The sequence below is a fragment of the Pseudomonas sp. Pme6b genome, from assembly GCF_058129925.1.
In genome coordinates this window covers 2131849-2152375 of sequence record NZ_CM176704.1, presented here as the reverse complement: position 1 = coordinate 2152375, position 20527 = coordinate 2131849, and the positions used below count along the sequence as shown (strand labels likewise).

Below are 20527 nucleotides of genomic sequence, written 5' to 3'. Positions count from 1 at the left end.
CCTCGACAGTGAGATTGCAGTGCGAAAAGCAGCCACGGGCAGCTGCCCGACCATGCAGACAATTAACGTGTGAGCCGGAGGCGCTCTGAAATACCTGACAAGAGAAGAGCTGGAAGCACAGGTCGTGCACCTGCGCGCAGCACTTGAAGAAGCCGGTATCGACGCCGGGCCGGAAAACGGCGCAGCAGCACTGCACAGCCGGGAGGCGCGCAAGCGTGCGGCTTTTGACAGCGCGTTGGACTTTGCCATGATCCTCACGGATCCAGACGGCATCATTACCGACTGGAATCCGGGTGCAGAACAGGTGTTAGGCTGGTCCGCTGCACAAATGGTCGGGCAGGATGCGGAGTGTTTCTTCACGCCGGAGGACCGCGCCTGCGGCCGGATCGAACATGAAATGCAACTCGCTCTGAGCGTCGGCCGAGCGTCGGACGAACGCTGGCACCTGCGCAAGGATGGTCAGCTGTTCTGGGCGTCTGGCGAAATGATGCCGCTGTATGACGAGGAAAATACTCGTCAAGATCCTGCGCGACCGCACCCGGGAGCATCTGGTGGCACGCGCAACCGAAGAAGCCCAGGAACGTTACCGGTTGGCCGCCAAGGCTACCAATGACGCAATATGGGATTGGGATTTTACCGCCAACCACGTGCTCTGGAATGACGCACTGGAACATGCATACGGCCACCCCCTGACGACACTGGACACCTCCGGTAACTGGTGGATAGCCCAGATCCATCCCGATGACCAGACACGCATTTACCACTCTATCCATGCATTGATTGACGGCAGCGGCACTGCCTGGACCGATGAATACCGTTTTCGCCGATTCGATGGTACTTATGCCAATGTTCTGGACCGTGGTCATGTGATACGCAACAACGAGGGCAAAGCCGTACGCATGATCGGCGCGATGCTCGACATGTCACAGATGCAACAGGCAGAAAACGCGCTGCGCCAGAGCGAAGAGCGCTCCAGAGCCATGCTGGAGACCATCGAAGCAGCGTTCGCCATCATTCAGGTCAAGTTCGATGCAGACGACAGCCCGGTAGACTACCGGTTCATCGAGGTCAATCCTGCCTTTGAACGTCAGGCCGGTGTCGATTTGCGTGGCAAGTGGGTGACCGAGTTTGCTCCAGACCTGGAGCGTTTCTGGTTTGAGGCTTATGGCCATGTCGCCAAAACCGGCGAACCTGCCAATTTCGAGAATTACGCCAAGGCGTTCGAGCGCTGGTTTGAAGTCAGAGCGGTGCGTGTCGGTGAACCGGCTGATCGACAGATTGCAGTCATCTTCAGTGACGTGACGGAAAGACGCAACGCCGAGGAGCGATTGCGCACCAGCGAAGCCGTCGCACGCGCGAACGTCGACCGCGTTCAGCTCGCCCTCGCCGCGGGTGCGATTATCGGTACCTGGCATTGGGACTTGACGGCCGACCGCTTTACCGTCGACGAAGCCTTCGCCAAGGCGTTTGGTCTTGACCCCGCTCTGGGCTTCGATGGTTTGAGTCTGGAACAGGTCATTGCCACTGTTCATCCCGAAGACAAGCAAGGCTTGATCGATGCGATCAACGCGGTCATCACCAGTGGGCGTGTTTATGCCCACCAGTATCGGGTCCGCCGTGCCGACGGCCTCTACTACTGGATCGAGGCGAACGGTCGTGTCGACCGTGCCGATGACGGCACTCCACTGAGCTTCCCGGGCGTGCTCATCAACGTCGATGAACGACGTGCTGTGGCGGCCGAGCGCGACCGGGCCACTGCAGCGCTGCGCTCGCTCAACGACACGCTTGAACAGCGCGTGGCAGCACGCACTGCGGAACTGATGCAGGCTGAAGAAAAGCTGCGTCAGTCGCAGAAAATGGAAGCTGTGGGGCAACTGACTGGCGGTCTCGCCCATGATTTCAACAACCTGCTGGCGGGCATTTCCGGTGCTCTGGAATTGATGAACACCCGTATTGCACAGGGGCGCTGGAACGATGTAGACAAATACATCGTCACCGCACAGGGCGCTGCCAAGCGCGCCGCGGCCTTGACGCACAGGCTTCTGGCCTTCTCCCGACGCCAGACACTGGACCCACAGCCAACCGACGTGAACAGGCTGATGAAAGGCATGACAGACCTTATCCAGCGCACGGTAGGCCCCAGCATCGTGGTCGAAACCATTGGCACCATAGGTCTATGGCCAACGCTGGTCGATGCAAGCCAGCTGGAGAACGCGCTGCTGAATCTGTGTATCAACGCCCGCGACGCGATGCCGGACGGCGGGCGCATCACGATCGAGGCCGACAACCAATGGATAGAAGGTGATGTGGCGCGGATGCACGATATGCCTGAGGGTCACTATCTGTCGCTGTGCGTGACCGACACCGGCACAGGCATGACGCCCGATGTCATCGCCAAGGCATTCGACCCCTTCTTCACCACCAAGCCCATTGGTCAGGGCACCGGTCTTGGTCTGTCGATGATTTACGGGTTCGCCAATCAGTCCGGCGGTCGGGTGCGCATTCAGTCGCAGGTGGGCAAGGGAACCTCGATATCCCTGTATCTGCCACGTTACGACGGTACAGCGACCAGAGACGAGAGCGATGTGCACCAGGCGCCGTTCGAGTTTACCCAGTCTGGAGAGACCATTCTGATCGTGGACGACGAACCGACGGTACGCATGCTGCTCACCGACGCGCTCGGGGATCTGGGTTATACCCTGATCGAGGCGGCCGACAGCCTGGCCGGCCTCAAACTGCTGCGCTCGGACGTGCATATCGATCTGCTCATCACCGACGTGGGCTTGCCCGGTGGCATGAACGGGCGACAGATGGCCGACGCGGGACGCGAAGTACGTCCGCATCTGAAAACCCTGTTCATCACCGGTTATGCAGAAAACGCTGCCATTGGTGACGAGCAGCTCGGGCCAGGCATGCGGGTACTGACCAAGCCGTTTGCGATTGATGCTCTGGCTGCCCGAGTCCAGGAATTGATGAGCGCCTGATGCAACCGGCTCGTTGCGATCCTGCTTCGGGCCTTCGACATTGAGCGCTGCGCGAACCCGGTGCTAACATGCGCGACCGCCATGCAGGCAAGGGAATAACCGGGTCATGAGCAGTATCCGCGAGCGCAACAAAGAACTCATCCTGCGCGCTGCCAGCGAAGAATTCGCCGACAAGGGCTTCGCCGCCAGCAAGACCAGCGATATCGCGGCCAAGGCCGGTGTCCCCAAGCCCAACGTCTATTACTACTTCAAATCCAAGGACAACCTCTATCGCGAGGTGCTGGAAAGCATCATCGAGCCCATCCTGCAAGCTTCGACGCCGTTCAATCCTCAAGGTGTACCGGCCGACGTACTGAGCAGCTACATCCGTTCGAAGATCCAGATTTCCCGTGACCTGCCCTTTGCCTCAAAAGTGTTCGCCAGCGAGATCATGCACGGCGCCCCGCACCTTACGTCAGAGCAGATCGAACAGCTCAATGGGCAGGCGCGGCACAATATCGAATGCATTCAAGCCTGGATCGACAGCGGGCAGATCGCCCCGCTCGATCCCCATCACCTGATGTTCACCATCTGGGCCGCGACCCAGACCTACGCAGATTTCGACTGGCAGATCGCAACCGTTACCGGCAAGGCGAAACTGGAGGACGCTGATTACGAGGCCGCGACCCGGACCATTCTCAGGCTGGTGCTCAAGGGTTGCGAGCCGGACCGCTGAACCCCACCCCGCTTTGCTGCAGACGCAAAAAACCCGCCGAAGCGGGTGGTTTTGCAACATGACCATTCCGACATCCTGTCAGTAGCCTCCTGGCAATGGTCGATCTTCCCTGATCGCTGCGGCGTTCCTTCGCTGCAGCTGTTGAATTGGATCCTACATTCACTGAGGGTCCGTCGATAGAGCCAATCGCGTCTGTTGCTGTAAGCCTTTCGCTATACCGATGTAGGTCTGTAAAAAAATGTGACTGTTATCTCATGTTTGGTCATGATGCGCCGAGAAGCTTAAAGGCTCTGCATCGCGCGTTGCGCGGCTCGGTTTCCATAAAAAGAAAAAATAATGCACGGGATGATAATCATGAGTATGCGCAGTTTTTCCATCAGCCGCCGTCTGTGGCTGATCCTTGTGGTTTCAGTGCTGATGCTTTTTGTTTTGTCGGCGACCCTGCTCAGACAGATCCATAACGATCTGTATCAGGCCAAGGCCGAAAAAACCATGCATGTGGTCCAGACCGCCAGCGGCATACTCACCTACTACCAAGGGCTTGAAGCCGCGGGCAGCATGACGCGCGAAGCCGCGCAACAACAGGCCCTGAAAGAGATAAAGGGCTTGCGTTACAGCCAGAGCGACTACTTCTGGATCAACGACCTGCGCCCGGTGATGATCATGCACCCCACCAACCCCAAACTTGAAGGCCAGGACATATCGACCATCAAGGACCCGGACGGCTTTGCGGTGTTCAACGAAATGGTCACGCTGGTCAAAGCCCAGGGTGCCGGGATGGTGAATTACCGCTGGCCCAAGCCCGGCGCCAGCGAGCCGGTGAAAAAAACTTCTTACGTGCAGCTTTTTCAGCCCTGGGGCTGGATTCTGGGGTCGGGCGTATACGTCGATGACGTAGCGGCAGAGTTCAAGGCACAGCTATGGAACGCCGGCATCTTCATCGCAGGCATCGTGCTGGTCATGGTCCTGCTACTGGTCATGATTGTGCGCAGTATCGTGCGACCGCTGAGAGCGGCGGTCGGTGCAATGGCCAGCATCGCCAGTGGCGAAAGTGACCTGACCCGTACGCTGGAAACCCACGGCAAGGATGAAATCACCGAGCTGGGCGTTCACTTCAACGCCTTTGTCGCCAAGCTGCGCAATGTCGTCGGCCAGTTGCAGAATTCGGCAGTAGCGCTGGGCCAGGCCTCAACGGATCTGGGCAGCAATGCCGGGCAGGCGCAGAAACGCAGCGAGCAGCAGTCCCAACAAATGGACCTGGTTGCCACCGCGATCAACGAAGTGACCTATGGCGTACAAGACGTGGCCAAGAACGCCGAGCAGGCCGCCAACGAAATGCGTGATGCCGAGTCACAGGCGCAGCAGGGTCAGGTCAACATCGATAACAGCCTGCGCCAGATCGAACACCTGTCCACCACCATCGGCCAAGCCGTTGAAGTGATGCAGAGTCTGGCCAGCGAGAGCACGCAGATCGGCAGCGTACTGGAAGTCATCAGTTCGATTGCCGAGCAGACCAACCTGCTGGCGCTGAACGCCGCCATCGAAGCGGCACGCGCAGGTGAACAGGGTCGTGGCTTTGCCGTAGTGGCTGACGAAGTACGTCTGCTGGCCCAGCGCACCCAGAAGTCGACTGCAGAAATCCAGGCCATGATCGAACGCCTGCAAAAGCATTCCGACGCGGCGGTCAAGGTAATCGGCGACAGCAGCCGTTCCTCGCAACTGACTATCGAGCAGGCCAACCAGGCAGGCCAGAGCCTGACGTCCATCAGTCAGGCGCTACGCAACCTCAATAGCCTGAACACCTCCATTGCCAGCGCTACTCTGCAACAGACGCATGTGGTGGACGACATCAACCAGAACGTGACCCAGGCCGCGCAACTGTCCCAAAGCACTGCACTCGCCGCTGAACAATCGACTTCGGCCAGCCTGCACCTGCGCGACTTGAGTGAAGAACTGAACGGGCTGCTGAAGCAGTTCCGGGTTTAAATCTGCATTGCGATGGGGTGCACGGAACCTAGTGCGCCTCTTGTTGCCTGACACCTGCTTAATCAACCGCTCATTTAGATGCTTATTTATTGCAGGGGGTCACATGCGCACACTGGAATTGGCAGGCAGAACTGTACCAGTGCTGGGTCAGGGCACCTGGCACATGGGTGAAAAAGGGCACCTGCGCTCGGCAGAAATTGCTGGCCTTTGCATGGGTATCGAACAGGGCCTGACCCTGATCGACACCGCCGAGATGTACGCCGACGGCGCTGCCGAAGAGATCGTCGGGCAAGCCATCGCCGGGCAACGCGACAAGGTATTCGTGGTCAGCAAGGTCTACCCGCACAATGCCAGCCGCAGCGGTATCCCGGCCGCGTGCGAAGCAAGCCTGCGAAGGATGAACACCGACTACATCGACCTTTATCTGTTGCACTGGCCGGGCCAGTACCCACTGACAGAAACCGTCGAAGCCTTCGAACGCTTGCAGGAAGCGGGTAAAATCGGCGCCTGGGGTGTTTCCAACTTTGATGTCCCGGACATGATCGAACTGAACAACCCGCGTTGCGCGACCAATCAGGTGCTGTACAACCCGGAACAACGCGGCATCGAGTTCGACCTCATGCTGTGGAGCGCTGATCGCCACTTGCCACTGATGGCGTATTGCCCGATTGGCCAGGCAGGCGATCTGCTCTATCACCCTGCCCTGCACGAAATCGCCAAACGCCATGACGCAACACCGGCGCAGATTTCCCTGGCGTGGGTGCTGCGTCAGGACAACATGATCGCCATTCCCAAGGCGACCAACCCCGAGCATATCCGTCTGAATATCGCTGCCGAGCAGAGTCGCCTCACCGAGCGCGACCTGGCCGACATTGATCTGGCCTGGCCAGCGCCGACTCGCAAAGTACCGCTGGCAATGGTCTGACCGGTGTCGATGCAGTAGCAGCTGTCGATTGACTGAACGGCCGCCAATGCGGCCGTCTCTTCATGTGACAGATGACACACCCGGCAACAAGCTGTCACAAATATGAAATAACGCCTTGTCATCATGCGGCCTTCGCCTCCCTGCCCGGGCCAGGCCGCACGTGGACAGCCATGAACCACAGTATCGCGCACCACCATCAGGACTCCGACCTTTTCGGTCTGCTCTACGGCTTCCGTTTTCGCCACGCTGAAAGTGGCCAGGAAATCGGCTCGGCCGCCGCGCTGGATTACCTGCAAAATCCTCCCGAAGAGAACGACTTCATCTGGCTGCACCTGAACCTGTCGCACGCAGCCTGCGAGCGCTGGATGAAAACCCATCTGGACCTTCCAGAAGAGTTTTTCGAGGCCCTGCACGAGGGTTCGCGTTCCACCCGAATCGAGCACGTCGACGCCACGTTGCTGGCAGTAGTCAACGATGTGGTGTTCGATTTCAACAGGCTCTCGACCGACATCTCGACCTTGTGGGTCTGCGCTCGACAGCGCTTGCTGATCACCGCCCGGCTGCAGCCACTGCGTTCGGTAGACAAGTTGCGCTCGGCGGTCAAACGCGGCGAACAGTTCGATTCACCGCTGGAACTGCTCGCTCACCTGCTGAGCGATCAGGGCGAAGTGCTGACCCAGTTTCTGCGCAAGACCAGCGTCAACGTCGACCGCATTGAGGACCAGTTGCTTTCGCAGCGACTGAGCAACAATCGCTCCGAACTCGGTGCCATGCGCCGTGTGCTGGTGCGACTGCAGCGTCTGCTGGCGCTGGAACCGGGCTCTTTGATGCGCCTGTTGCACAAGCCTCCGCAATGGCTGCGCGAGCAGGATGTCCAGGCGTTGCGTCAGTCCATCGAAGAGTCCTCGCTGGTGATCAACGACCTCACGGCACTGGGCGAGCGCATCAAACTGTTGCAGGAAGAAATTGCCGCCAACCTCAACGAACAGAGCAGCAGAACCCTGTTTACCCTGACCGTGGTAACGGTTCTGGCATTGCCGATCAACATTGTCGCGGGCTTTTTCGGCATGAACGTGGGGGGTGTACCACTGGCGTCCGACCCTGAAGGCTTCTGGATTCTGGTGGCACTGGTCGCGACGTTTACGCTGGTCGCGGGACGCTGGGCATTTCGCAAACGTGGCGATTATTGACCCGGCCTGCCGGTTGTCAGAAATCTGGCGCAAAAGGCCACTGATTACTCGCATGTCGCATCTCTGTCACATTTTGCAATGACCATGTCAATATTCTTTCAATCAGGATTGCGAACATGGCTATAAACGCACTTTCTCCCGATGCGACGGGCCGGGCGGGCCTGTCGGCAACTCACTTCGGGCGCAAACCGGGTCGACTGACCATGGTCATCTTCTTCGCGATACTCATCGCCGGCCTGCTATTTACTGGCTACAGCCTCAAGCAGGATGTCGATGACATGGGCACGGTGGTTACCACCTGGACCCCGTTCGTGCTGCTGGGCGTGGCGTTGCTGATTGCACTGGGGTTTGAGTTCGTCAACGGTTTCCATGACACCGCCAACGCAGTCGCAACCGTGATCTATACCCATTCCCTGCCACCCGGCTTTGCGGTGGTCTGGTCGGGGTTCTTCAACTTTCTCGGCGTGATGCTCTCCAGCGGTGCAGTAGCGTTCGGCATCATCGCACTGCTGCCGGTGGAGCTGATTCTGCAAACCGGCTCATCGGCAGGCTTCGCCATGATCTTCGCCCTGCTGATCGCGGCGATCATCTGGAACCTGGGCACCTGGTGGCTGGGCTTGCCAGCGTCCTCGTCGCATACGCTGATCGGCTCGATCATCGGTGTCGGCATCGCCAACGCCTTGATGCACGGACGGGACGGGACCAGCGGCGTGGACTGGTCTCAGGCAACCAAAATAGGCTACTCGCTGCTGCTGTCTCCATTGGTGGGTTTCGGCTGTGCCGCCTTGCTATTGCTGGCCATGCGCATGTTCATCAAGAACCGCGCGCTGTACAAGGCACCAGAAGGCAATGCACCGCCACCGCTGTGGATTCGCGCCATGCTGATCGTGACCTGCACCGGCGTATCATTCGCTCATGGCTCCAATGACGGGCAGAAAGGCATGGGGCTGATCATGCTGATTCTGGTCGGTACCCTGCCGATGGCCTATGCGCTCAACCGCACCATGCCGGCCGATCAGGCCACTCAGTTCGGCGCGGTGGCAGAGGTCACCCAACAGGCACTGATGCGCAGTGCTCCCCTGCCTGCCCCGGCTGACTCGCGCCAGACCCTGTCGGATTATCTGGTCAGCAAACAGGCAGGCCCCGACCTGATCCCTGCGCTGGCGGTCATGACCGGCAAGATCGGCAATCAGGTCGCCAGTTACGGCTCGCTCTCGAAGGTGCCTGCGGAAGCGGTGACCAACGTTCGAAACGACATGTACCTGACCTCGGAAACCATTCGGGTGATGGATAAGAACAAGGTAGGCAATTTCGACGCCGATACCCAGACCAAGCTCGATGCGTTCAAAGGGCAGATCGACAGCGCGACGCGTTTTATTCCGACCTGGGTCAAGATTGTGGTCGCTATCGCCTTGGGGCTGGGCACGATGGTCGGCTGGAAACGCATCGTCGTGACGGTAGGTGAGCGCATAGGCAAGACGCACATGACCTACGCACAAGGCGCGTCGGCAGAAGTCGTGGCGATGTTCACCATCGGCGCGGCGGACATGTACGGGCTGCCCGTATCGACCACCCACGTGCTGTCATCCGGGGTAGCGGGGTCGATGGTCGCCAACGGTTCAGGCCTGCAAATGCGCACCTTACGCAACCTGGCCACCGCCTGGGTGTTGACCCTGCCGGCTGCCATCCTGCTTTCGGGTTCGCTGTACTGGGTGTTCAGCAAACTGTTTTGAGGTCTTCAGCGAGCGGTGCCTGCTGCCATCAAGTCTTGATGCAGGTCGCAAAGAGGACGCGGAGCGTCCAGAAATGCATGCGACGCGGAGCGTCGCACGATAGTTGCGATGATCGTTCCTCACGCTCCAGCGCAGGAATGCAGGTCGCGACGCGGAGCGCCGCACGATAGTTGCGATGATCGTTCCGCACGCTCCAGCGTAGGAATGCAGGTCTCGACGCGGAGCGTCGCACGATAGTTGCGATGATCGTTCCGCACGCTCCAGCGTGGGAATGCAGGTCGCGACGCTCTGCGTCGCACGATAGGGGTGGCGAGATTATCGTGCCTCGGGACCCGATGGTTCATCACCCTCTACACTGGTATCGATACTCACCACCACCGACATGCCCGGCCGTAAATGCTCGAGCATTGGCTGATCGGCATCGACCACGATGCGCACCGGGATGCGCTGGGAAATCTTCACAAAGTTGCCGGTCGCGTTATCGGCAGGCAGCAGGCTGAATTCAGAACCTGCGGCAGGCGAAATTCGTTGTACGTGGCCGTGCATCTCGTGACCGTCGAGCGCATCGACGGTAAAGCTTACCGGCTGGCCAAGGCGCACATGGGCCATCTGGGTTTCTTTCATGTTGGCAACGATCCAGCGCTGCTCGGGTACCAGCGCCATCAATTGTGCACCCGAGTTGACGTAGGCACCCAGGCGCACGCCGATCTGCCCCAACTGCCCGTCACGCGGGGCGACAATGCGGGTGTTGTCCAGGTCGATGCGCGCCAGTTCGATGGCCGCCTGAGCATTGGCCACTGAAGCTTCCAGTGAGCCACGGTTGACGATCACCGTTTGCAGATCCTCGCGGGCGATCTGCAATACCGCCCTGGCTTCAGCGACCGCGGCATTTGCCTGCGCATCGGCAGCACGGGTCACATCAAGCTCGCTTTTCGATACCGAGCCATCGGTCACCAGTGCCTGATTGCGGCGCAGATCGGCAGCACTCTTGCGGCTCTGGGCGATGCTGTTCTGCAGTTCAGCCTGGCGCTGGCCGATGGTCGCTTCGGCACTGCGTCGCTGTTGCAGGTTATTAGCCAGCGAGGCTTTCTGTACCGCCAGTTGCGCAATGGCCTGATCCAGGCGCTGGCGATAAATACGATCATCCAGACGCACCAGCAAGTCGCCGGCCTTGACGAACTGGAAGTCCTGAACCGGCACTTCGTAAACATACCCGCTCAACTGCGGCCCGATCAGCGTGGTCTGGCCCTTTACCTGGGCGTTCTCGGTGCTCTCGATCGGACTTGCGAACGGTGGCAGTTGCCAGGCGTATAGCACAACCAGCACCCCGACCAGCGCGACGGCAGCGAAAATCACCGAAGACACGACTCGCTTGCGGGTCGAGCGCGGCTTGCTGGTCACCGGCGACGTCAACGGTGCAGGTGGCGGCGCGCTGCGGGTTGCTTCTGTATCTGAGGTCGTGGATTCGTTCATGAAGATTTAACGCCGGAATTGGATACGGAAGGCGAAGCGGCAGGTGCTACAGGTGCCAACGCCAAAGGTTGAGTGGTCATTTTCAGCCACAGGACCCGGGCTGAAATCCAGATCATGGTCAGTACGGCAATCAGGGCGATCAGCATGAACACATCGTTGTAGGCCAGCACATTGGCTTCTCGGGTCGCAGCCGTAGCCATTGCGCGCATGCCTTGAGTGTTGCGCAGCGACGGGTCGGCAATAACCGAACTGTAACTGGCGCTGTAGCTCTGCAATCGCGCCTGAACCAGCGGGTCAATCAGGGTCAGGTGCTCAACGATGTGACTGGAGTGAAACTTCTCGCGCACGATCTGAAAAGTGCCCAGTGCAGCAGACCCGATCAGGCCGCCAATGTTTTGTGTGATCCCGAACAACACCGAAAAACTCACCATGTTGCGCGGGTTGGCCAGTACACCACTGATCCCCAGCACCAGCGTCGGACCGAGAAAAAACGTACCGCCGAATGCCAGCAGGAATTGACTGAGGTACATGTTCGACTGACGGGTCAGATTGGTCGAATGACTGTCCATCCAGGCACCGACTGCCATCATCGCCAGAGAAATCAGCAATGGCTTGATCAGGTGCGCAGGGTTGATGGTCAGCGCACTGACCGCCAACCCGGCCACACTGCCCAGCAACATCACCATGTACAGCGTGTGCAGTTGCTGACTGCCCATGTTCAGCGCCTGAAGAAAGCCTACGGCACCCACTGACTGCTCGGACAGCACCACGCGAAACAGGATAACGGCCAGCCCTAGACGCAGAATCGCCCCGCTGCCTAGCCAGCGCGTGATCAGCAACGGATTGCTTCGGTTATGCTCGATGGCCAGTCCGGCGCAGATCAGCACAATGGAGGCCGCCGACGCCAGACCTATCCACTGCGCTTCCAGCCACCATTCAATGCGCCCCAGCGAGAGAACGGCACAGAGCAGCGCAAAACCACCAGCCAACAGGCCGAAGGTCAGGAAATCCAGCTTTTCGAACGCCTTGAAACGATCACCCGGTGGCAGCTTGAGCAGCAGTACGCAACCCAGCGAGAGTAGCGCCATACCCAGTTCAAACAGATACAAACCGCGCCACTGGGCGATCTGCAACAAGTCTTCTGACACCAGCCGGGCCAGCGGCGTCGCCAGCTGGGCGGTGCCAAGCCCGAGCACCAGCGCCTTGAGCCGCCATTTCTGCGGAAACGCCTGAATCATGTAATACAGCCCAAGGGTACTGAGTGCAGCGCCAACCATGCCGTGCGCCGCACGCACGGCGATGGCTGAATCAATATCGTTGACGAACAGGTGCGCCAGCGTCACCAGTGCATAAAGCACTAGAAACAGTTCGGTGAACGCGCGCAAACCAAATTGCTGACGAAACTTCACCAGCAGCAGGTTCATCGACACATTGGTCATGATGTACGCAGCGGGCAACCAGGCGATGTCCTGCGACGTCGCACCCAGCGCACCCTGCAAATAGGGCAGGTTGGCAACCACCAGCGCGTTGCCGAGCCCGCCAGTCAGCGCGACGATCACCCCCACCAGCGCAAATGCCCAGCGCCGCGCATCGGAATGCAGAGGCGTCGAAGGCGAGCCGGGCATGGTTGGACGCTCATGGGCGGCCCACTCGCGCGGGGCATATTTATCAGTCATAGAGAACGGTCATGGAGACTTTCATGGGTGCACCCGAGGAATTCCCTTTTGTGACACTAATGACAGTCATAATACTCATCAGCCAGGCAATGATTCACCCCGGTCAGCCCGGCGCATTAAACTCAGTCTCGCCGCAAACGCTCTAAATAGTGGCTTTGTAAAACTTCAGGCTATGCTTAAACGCAGTTTTGCTTTGCACATTTGCGCTGCTAGGATCTTCTGCGATGCTCCAACAAGACTCGAACAAGAAGAAAGCGCAACCGAACAAGGAGTTCAGAATGAGTTCACAGGTTTCATCGGCCCGCCCGGTTCGGCAACCCTCCAGCCGGGATTCGATCGTTGTCGAGGTGCGTAACCACATGGGTCACCTGACCCTCAATCGCCCGGAAGGCCTGAACGCAATCGATCTGGATATGGTCCGCACACTTCGCCAGCAGCTTGACCTCTGGGCTGACGACCCGTCTGTTCATGCAGTGGTTCTGCGCGGCGCAGGTAGCAAAGCATTCTGCGCTGGCGGCGATATCCGTTCACTGTACGAAAGCCATCAGAACGGCCAGGACCTGCACTACACATTCTTTGCCGAAGAGTATGAGCTGGACCTGACCATTCACCGTTACCGCAAACCGATACTGGCCCTGATGGACGGTCTGGTGCTGGGCGGCGGCATGGGCCTTGTCCAGGGCGCTGACCTGCGCGTGGTAACCGAACGCAGCCGGCTAGGCATGCCGGAAGTCGCCATTGGCTACTTTCCGGATGTCGGTGGCAGTTATTTCCTGTCGCGTCTTCCAGGCGAGCTGGGCACCTGGCTGGGCGTGACCGGGTCCCAGATCGGCGCTGCCGATGCCTTGTACTGCGGGCTTGCCAACTGGTCGATGAACAGCGAAATGCTGCCGCGCCTCGACCACATGCTCGACCACCTGAAATGGAAATCGACGCCGCTCAAGGACCTGCAGGGTGCCCTCGCCAAGCTGGCGACCCAGCGCCTGCCCTACCCGCCTCTGGAAACCCTGCGCCCGGCGATTGATCATTTTTTCGGCTTGCCGGATATCCCCAGCATACTCGAGCAGTTGCAAGAGGTGGTCATCGGCGACACCCGCGAGTGGGCGCTGGATACCGTCGGCCGCATGAAGCGTCACTCGCCGCTGGCGATGGCCGTGACCCTGGAAATGCTCCGTCGTGGCCGTCACTTGCCACTACAGGAATGCTTTGCCATGGAACTGCACCTGGACCGCCAATGGTTCGAGCGTGGCGACCTGATTGAGGGCATACGCGCCCTGATAATCGATAAAGACAAGAAGCCGCAATGGAAACACGCCAGCGCGCAGGACGTCAGCAGCGCGCATGTGCAGGGTTTCTTCAGCGGTGTGGAGAATTAAGTCGTGCACGACCTTGAATTGACCGAAGAACAGGTAATGATTCGCGACATGGCGCGCGACTTTGCCCGCAACGAAATCGCCCCGCACGCCCAGGCCTGGGAAAAGGCTGGCTGGATCGATGATGCGCTGGTCGCCAAACTTGGCGAGCTGGGCCTTTTAGGCATGGTGGTGCCGGAGCAATGGGGCGGCACTTACATCGACTACGTCGCCTATGCGCTGGCGGTTGAAGAGATCTCCGCTGCCGACGCAGCTACCGGCACGCTGATGAGCGTACACAGCTCAGTTGGCTGCGGGCCAGTGCTCAATTACGGGACTGATGAGCAGAAACACACTTGGCTGGAAAAGCTCGCCACCGGTCGGGCTATAGGCTGCTTTTGCCTGACCGAACCGCATGCGGGCTCCGAAGCACATAACCTGCGCACTCGTGCCGAGTTGCAAGGTGATGAGTGGGTCATCAATGGTGCCAAACAGTTCGTCAGCAACGGCAAACGCGCACAACTGGCCATTGTGTTTGCCGTGACCGACCCGCAGCTTGGTAAAAAGGGCCTGTCAGCGTTTCTGGTACCCACCGAAAACCCGGGGTTCGTGGTTGACCGCAGCGAACACAAGATGGGCATCAGGGCGTCCGACACCTGCGCTGTCACCTTGAACAACTGCCGAATCCCGGCGGCCAACCTGCTGGGCGAGCGCGGCAAGGGGCTGTCCATTGCCCTCTCCAATCTGGAAGGTGGCCGTATCGGCATCGCGGCGCAGGCGCTGGGCATCGCCCGCGCCGCGTTTGAAGCCGCGCTGGCCTATGCGCGTGAACGTGTGCAGTTCGACAAGCCGATCATCGAGCACCAGAGCATCGCCAACCTGCTGGCCGACATGCACACCCGCATCAATGCCTCGCGGCTGTTGATTCTGCATGCCGCGCGCCTGCGCAGCGCCGGGCAGCCGTGCCTGTCCGAAGCCTCGCAAGCCAAGCTGTTCGCTTCGGAAATGGCCGAGTGGGTGTGTTCCAAAGCAATCCAGATTCATGGCGGCTACGGCTACCTGGAAGACTACCCTGTCGAAAGGTACTACCGCGACGCGCGCATCACCCAGATCTACGAAGGCTCCAGTGAGATCCAGCGTCTGCTGATTGCCCGCGAACTGCGTCACTACCTGGTCTGATAAACGCGACTGCCCCGGCGATGCCTGTCGCCGGGGCATGCTGTCAGCGCGTCATGAATCGCTCCCGCCCAAGCAGTGTCACCAGCAACGCGACCGAGTCGGCGTTTTTAAGCGTGATGTCGATACGCTTGCGAACATCGTCGTAAAACACGTCTCGGGCCTCATCTAGGGTCTTCTTACCCGCTATCCGCAGAATCGTCTGCTTACCATTACCGTCCGTTCGCCTCAAGTCGCGCCACGCGTCTTCATCCAGCTGCCTGAACAGTTTGTCGCGGTCAGTGTGGTAGGACAGGGTCTTCTGCTGTTGATAGGTCAGCTCGTTTCTGATGCGCAGTCGATACTCCGATGCATCATCCAGTAAATCAACAAATGGCGCCTGAGATTCGAGATAGGCAATGTCGTCAGTCTTGAGCACCAGGTGAGATAACTCATGAATCAGGATCGTGGCGCGATAATGCGGACCATGCTTGAATTCACCCGAGCGAATGACGTTGAGCTTGAAACGGTAGGTAGGCAAACGAAAGAACTGCTCAGTCAGAAAAACCCGCCTTAATGGGTCAGCTTCGAAGATAAACGCACTGGCGGACTCGTTGCCCACCCGGTTAATGCCGACCACGTAACGCTTGGAGTCGATAGGCGACATCGAAGGGCTCATCAACTCCTCGTAAATCTTGGTAACGGCCTTTTTGGTGACTTTATATAAATGCTCATCCGGGACCTTCTGAGCAAAAAAATCAGCCAGTATCTTTTCCGTCCGTGGATCTGGCTTTCCGTCCGGCAATCGCCTGGTCAGGTTGGCCAGGCAGTTTTCCAGATAATGCTGAGCCTGAACATATGCATCTTCGATGGCCTGGGCCATTTCTCGATAGGAATGTCGAATCTCGGACATACCTCGAGCATTGATGACTATCAGGTCGTCAACCAGATCATCAATGACGCTGCCTTCAATACGGGTAAGTGCACCACCGCCACCTTTTAGTCCGCCCTGAATATCGAGTTTCCATTGCTGATCGGCATCAAGACTGACCGAGGGGCCAATCTTCTTGCCCGCAATAATGAACCAACCGTCCTCATCGGACTGCAATTCATAGGTCTTACCACCAATGGCTGCATACTTTCTATCGGTGGCCGGATCGCGGTAGACACTTAACAGCTCATCCCTTTGCAGCGTGTCCAAGGCGATCTCATGAGCTTCGAATTCGCGCAGGCGGTCTCTTATCTGCTGCGTCAGTGAGCTATTGCTCCAGGAAAACCCGGACTCATTGGGCTCATCTTCCAGTTGCAAAAGCGTGTCGGACAGAGCAGCGTCGTCCGGTAACGTGCTGGTCTCGTCAACCGTACGTGATGTGAATGCCGAAGAGTTCTGCCCGGAAGAGATCATTACGCTCAAGGCAGCCATGAACTCCGACAGGGCCTTGCCCCAGTGCTGCCCCCCGGCCGAGATGACCGACAGATTCAATAGCGCCTGCCCCTGGATGATACCAACCAATGCACCCAGACGCCCCGGCATCAGTGCCATGACTTGCTCGGCCCCCAGAGTGAACAGGTACCGGGAAGCAGCGCGGCGCTGTTCGGCATTAGTGACGCTGTGCTGTTGCACTTGTAACTTCAGGGTATCCAGAGCGCCCTCGAACATCAGCAGCAGACAGTTACCGTTATAGGGATCGATTTGCACGGTCACCGCTGCAGGAGTATCAAAGGGCACGTCAAAAGAGGATTCTGCACTGAAAGGTAGATGCGGCTCCACGAAGCCACCTTTGTCATAGACTTTGCGCAAATGGGGATCAACACGATCCAGAATGTACGCTTGAAGATAGGTAGAGGTATGGATGTCCCTCAACAGCGCAGCCTGGTCCGGGTACTCCTTGAAAACAAATTCGTCGTGCAGTGGCGCGTAAAGCACCCACGGTCCCGATTGGCTTTCATGCGGCCCCATCAGATACGTATTGAGTACGAGGGTCGGCTCCCAGCCTTCCTTGGCAGGGAGCAACTGCAGGGGGCTGAATACCATCTTGCAGCCGTTGACGGGAAGGCGTGCAATGGCATCAGGCATATCAAGAACGTTTTCGATAACCGTATAAGCTTGCTCGGACAACTCATTCTTGAGCCTGAGCGCAAACGCTCGCAGTATATCCAGCGAAGGGATCTGATCGACGAACAGTTTGCGTCGCTTGAGGTAATCAGGAGCAGTCGCGGCAAGGATCGGGTCGAGCATGCTCCGGTAACCCGCAGCGATGTCCAGCGACCTCACCAGATCACGAACGTAAGCCGGAGTGAGCGACGCGTTCAGTGGCTTATCGTGCGCTGATGAGAGAAGGATGACCCCGTCCTGCCTGGACAGGAAACGGTCGATGGCATATTCCACAAGGGTTTCGCTGACTGATTGTGTGGCCGCCGGTATCGACTGGGGTGTCTGCCCCGGTGCGACCGGGACAGGAATGTAATGCGCCATTGTCACCCGGACGCTTTCAGGGTCAGGGCGAGGCTCGGTGAAATCAGTGTTGAACCTGCTTTTCAGTCGCTCGCAGGAGTAGTCATAGAGACTGGGTATATCAAACAAAAAATCTTTCTGGCCGATACAGGTCACATAGAACCGCTGCAGGGCATTCACCAGCGTAATCTGATCAGTCCCCGACGCTTCGCTGACCCATGAAGGGACGATGGCTTTGTAGATGATGAACTGGATGGCAACGCCCAGATAGCCAAGAGCCTGGCGATTTCGGTCATCGCGCTCTCCTGCACTCAGCAGGTTGACGAAAAGTTCTGACGGTACCCGCCAGGTCACGGCCTGCTGATAAAGATACGCCACGGTGCTTCGCTGACGTTCCACCTCGCCACGTTGTAACGTTTCGATGAAATGCTCTTCAATGCGTTGCAGTTTTACCTTGAGATCCAGCGTGCCAGTCCGGGTACGATGATCAAGCAGCCTCTGCCTGTCCGGCTCGGCAAGAACCCCCGACAAGTGCGAAACCAGTTCGAAACCTGTCAACCGCGCAGCAATGTAGTCTTTCAGTGCCTGCAGGGTTTCGAAACTTACAAGTCCCTTGCTCAGTACCCACAGAGCGGGCGAGCTGTGAGCAAGCCTGTTATTGATCACGAACGCGTTGGGCACCTGGATTGCAGGTGATTCAGGATCGAACTGAACAGAAACGGTGAACGCATCGACCTGTGACTCACCCAGAGCCTCCCTGAGACCAGGCAGTGGCCGGTCCAGTAATTGCTGAACGCTCTCGATGACCGACTCGGGAAGCAAACCTGTACGCTTTTCAACAAGCAATTCCAGGCGCAGTGCATACTCGCGGACCAGGCCGGATATCACACCGGGGCGCTCGCTGCTATCCAGCTGACGAACCGTACGTGAATAGAATTGGCTGATTTGCTCTTCGAAGCGGCGAGGAAACTCCTCCTGTACACAGACCAGTATGTGTTCGAGCAATGCCAACGGCAGGCGTTGCAACGGCCGATTCAGAACCGGAGTTATCAGCCCTGCCACCACCACGCTGTCTGACAGGGGGTCCTGCGTGTAGCCACAAACGCGGTCAAGCGCCAACGAAAGCAGCCGCACAGGCACCGCATCCATGGCAGCCGGCAAGATCCAAAGGGCCCGGGCATCCAGAGGTGGTCCTCCAATTACAGCCAGGTAACGGTTCAGCGCGTGACGCATGCAGCCCTCTACACCGGCATGTAGAACATCAACACGCTCAAGCAACACATCAAGCTTCTTCAGTTTGCCAATCCAGTTGTAAGAAGGCTCGGAAACAAGCGTCGGATGCTCCCCCACGCTAGCCTGGATCGAGGCTCCCCAGGTTTGGCCAAAGGGCAGCACTTCCGGACGCCAGCGCCCTGAGTCGTGGAGGTTTGATAGCCGGCCATCCAGTAGTGCGCGAATATCCAGTGCATCATCAACCCGAACCGGATTTTTTTCGTATTGGATCGGTGGCAGGCCCAGGACATAACGCAAATTGCGCTTTTGCAGAGCGATCACAGAGTCAGCGAATTCACTGAAAAACACGTTGGCTAACGCATCCTGATACGACTCGACCTTACCCTTCTCTTTAATGGCAAGGTGATCGTTCAAGGATGAATAAAACAGCAGCTCGGCACGTGAGGGGTCGCTCAGTACGTGCGATATTGCACGAGCCGGATCATCAAAGCGCAAGAAGCCCGACAGCGAGAAGTAGAGAAACGCACTCGACGGCTGTTCTGCGGGAAAATCAATCAGGAACACGCCCACCAGCTTGACAGGCTCCTGTCCAGCAACGGTGACTGACAACCGTTGAACGCGTATCGACTGTGCATTGCCAGGTTGCGAGGGTAACAGGCTGAGCAAACAGCGATACTCTGCTTCAGTCATCGTGCCATGTGCCCGGCTCGATAGAAGATGCTGAAGAAAGCACTCAGCGAGCGCATGACCAATAAAGTCTCTTGCTGTACGGCCGTCCTGTCGTTTTGACATCCAGTAGTCAGACAGCAATTGCTCGTATGCATCGCGGACTCCCGAAACCACGTCAGCCAGCGCCAGCTCGAAAAGCTCGCTCTGCGCTTGCGGCAAGACAAGGCCCCGCGCATCCAGAAATTGCCGTATCAGACCCGTCGGAAGAACGTTCAGGGAAAATGCCTGCACAGCAGCATCAGCCAGATACTGAGTGCCCACTACCGATGACACCACCGGATTGGCTCCGGGGTCAGTGCCCAGAATCTGCACCACCTGACTGAAAACGTCGACGCTGTCTGCGACGCCTCTCTGCACTAACGCCGTCTGCAAGGCCTTGCCTGCCGCAGCTCGCAGGTCCGGCAGCTCCTGCAACTGGACCAACAGGCGTTCCAGATGCCCGGCCTGCTGGCGCATGATCGCCAGCGTACGCGCTTCGAAGAGCGAGCCCTCGACACGCTCTGCCTCGATAGTCGATATATCGCTGACGTCGCCAAACCGCTGCTGCAAGGCACTTAGCAGCGAAGTGCGGCTCTCGAATCGCTCGACCCCGAAGGTCAGGGTACTCAAAAAGACTGGCGCGACACCTGGCGTGGGGTCACTGATTAACAAGGCACCCGCAAGTTCGGCGTTAGCGGGCGAATTGTCGCCTATGATCAGCCGATCAGCTCTTGGAAGGGGTGCATCGCTGTTGGGCTCGACACTTACTCCGACCAATAATTGCAGCCACTTGCCATCTTCACTGCTGATGCGTGAGCTGCCGACTGCGTCATGAATGTCCTGTGTGAATCGGCTGCGCAGAGAGTCGCTGAAAAAATAGGGAAGTACTGTTGGCATGTGCTGTTTCCTTTGACTAGCCCTCATCGCTCACTGCGCCGGGGC

Annotated in this window: 10 protein-coding genes and 1 pseudogene; 8 read left to right on the top strand and 3 right to left on the bottom strand. The window is 58.3% G+C overall.

What is annotated here, in order from left to right:
* The first annotated feature begins 124 nt into the window (after window positions 1-124).
* From AC4ANE_RS09855 to AC4ANE_RS09830, 6 genes and pseudogenes are all read left to right on the top strand, one after another.
* Window positions 125-2984 (top strand): annotated as a pseudogene (locus AC4ANE_RS09855) (PAS domain-containing hybrid sensor histidine kinase/response regulator).
* A 106-nt stretch (window positions 2985-3090) separates the two neighbouring features.
* Complete coding sequence (locus tag AC4ANE_RS09850) at window positions 3091-3699, top strand: TetR/AcrR family transcriptional regulator (RefSeq protein ID WP_002552765.1); 609 nt, start codon at window positions 3091-3093, stop codon at window positions 3697-3699.
* Window positions 3700-4053: 354 nt separating this feature from the next.
* Complete coding sequence (locus AC4ANE_RS09845) at window positions 4054-5685, top strand: methyl-accepting chemotaxis protein (protein WP_002552764.1); 1632 nt, start codon at window positions 4054-4056, stop codon at window positions 5683-5685.
* Window positions 5686-5788: 103 nt separating this feature from the next.
* Window positions 5789-6610 carry an aldo/keto reductase gene (locus AC4ANE_RS09840; RefSeq protein ID WP_031594815.1) on the top strand — a complete coding sequence of 274 codons (822 nt, stop codon included), beginning with the start codon at window positions 5789-5791 and terminating at the stop codon, window positions 6608-6610.
* 170 nt (window positions 6611-6780) lie between these two features.
* Complete coding sequence (locus tag AC4ANE_RS09835) at window positions 6781-7800, top strand: transporter (RefSeq protein ID WP_002552763.1); 1020 nt, start codon at window positions 6781-6783, stop codon at window positions 7798-7800.
* A gap of 116 nt (window positions 7801-7916) precedes the next feature.
* Window positions 7917-9533, top strand: a complete 1617-nt coding sequence (locus AC4ANE_RS09830; RefSeq protein ID WP_005733138.1) for an inorganic phosphate transporter — start codon at window positions 7917-7919, stop codon at window positions 9531-9533.
* A gap of 315 nt (window positions 9534-9848) precedes the next feature.
* Here AC4ANE_RS09830 and AC4ANE_RS09825 read toward each other — a convergent pair whose 3' ends face one another.
* Together AC4ANE_RS09825 and AC4ANE_RS09820 are read right to left on the bottom strand one after the other, a co-directional pair.
* The gene (locus AC4ANE_RS09825) at window positions 9849-11006 is read right to left on the bottom strand and encodes an HlyD family secretion protein (RefSeq protein WP_005733139.1); all 1158 of its coding nucleotides are present in this window, start codon (window positions 11004-11006) and stop codon (window positions 9849-9851) included.
* Window positions 11003-12682, bottom strand: coding sequence for an MFS transporter (locus AC4ANE_RS09820; RefSeq protein ID WP_002552759.1), 1680 nt, complete (start codon window positions 12680-12682; stop codon window positions 11003-11005). The genes AC4ANE_RS09825 and AC4ANE_RS09820 overlap by 4 nt, the downstream gene beginning before the upstream one ends.
* Before the next feature lie 278 nt (window positions 12683-12960).
* On the opposite strand from AC4ANE_RS09820, the gene AC4ANE_RS09815 reads away from it, so the two are divergent.
* Together AC4ANE_RS09815 and AC4ANE_RS09810 are read left to right on the top strand one after the other, a co-directional pair.
* Window positions 12961-14058 carry an enoyl-CoA hydratase/isomerase family protein gene (locus AC4ANE_RS09815; protein WP_002552758.1) on the top strand — a complete coding sequence of 366 codons (1098 nt, stop codon included), beginning with the start codon at window positions 12961-12963 and terminating at the stop codon, window positions 14056-14058.
* 3 nt (window positions 14059-14061) lie between these two features.
* Complete coding sequence (locus tag AC4ANE_RS09810) at window positions 14062-15213, top strand: acyl-CoA dehydrogenase family protein (protein WP_004664374.1); 1152 nt, start codon at window positions 14062-14064, stop codon at window positions 15211-15213.
* A gap of 43 nt (window positions 15214-15256) precedes the next feature.
* On the opposite strand, the gene AC4ANE_RS09805 is transcribed toward AC4ANE_RS09810, so the two are convergent.
* Window positions 15257-20482, bottom strand: a complete 5226-nt coding sequence (locus AC4ANE_RS09805) for a dermonecrotic toxin domain-containing protein (RefSeq protein ID WP_460408869.1) — start codon at window positions 20480-20482, stop codon at window positions 15257-15259.
* Between the last annotated feature and the right edge of the window lie 45 nt (window positions 20483-20527).

Excerpts from the sequence above, each read along its gene's own strand:
- AC4ANE_RS09820 (WP_002552759.1), bottom strand. The coding sequence starts at position 12,682 with ATGACTGATAAATATGCCCCGCGCGAGTGGGCCGCCCATGAGCGTCCA.
- AC4ANE_RS09805 (WP_460408869.1), bottom strand. The coding sequence starts at position 20,482 with ATGCCAACAGTACTTCCCTATTTTTTCAGCGACTCTCTGCGCAGCCGA.
- AC4ANE_RS09850 (WP_002552765.1), top strand. The coding sequence starts at position 3,091 with ATGAGCAGTATCCGCGAGCGCAACAAAGAACTCATCCTGCGCGCTGCC.
- AC4ANE_RS09835 (WP_002552763.1), top strand. The coding sequence starts at position 6,781 with ATGAACCACAGTATCGCGCACCACCATCAGGACTCCGACCTTTTCGGT.
- AC4ANE_RS09825 (WP_005733139.1), bottom strand. The coding sequence starts at position 11,006 with ATGAACGAATCCACGACCTCAGATACAGAAGCAACCCGCAGCGCGCCG.
- AC4ANE_RS09840 (WP_031594815.1), top strand. The coding sequence starts at position 5,789 with ATGCGCACACTGGAATTGGCAGGCAGAACTGTACCAGTGCTGGGTCAG.
- AC4ANE_RS09815 (WP_002552758.1), top strand. The coding sequence starts at position 12,961 with ATGAGTTCACAGGTTTCATCGGCCCGCCCGGTTCGGCAACCCTCCAGC.
- AC4ANE_RS09845 (WP_002552764.1), top strand. The coding sequence starts at position 4,054 with ATGAGTATGCGCAGTTTTTCCATCAGCCGCCGTCTGTGGCTGATCCTT.
- AC4ANE_RS09830 (WP_005733138.1), top strand. The coding sequence starts at position 7,917 with ATGGCTATAAACGCACTTTCTCCCGATGCGACGGGCCGGGCGGGCCTG.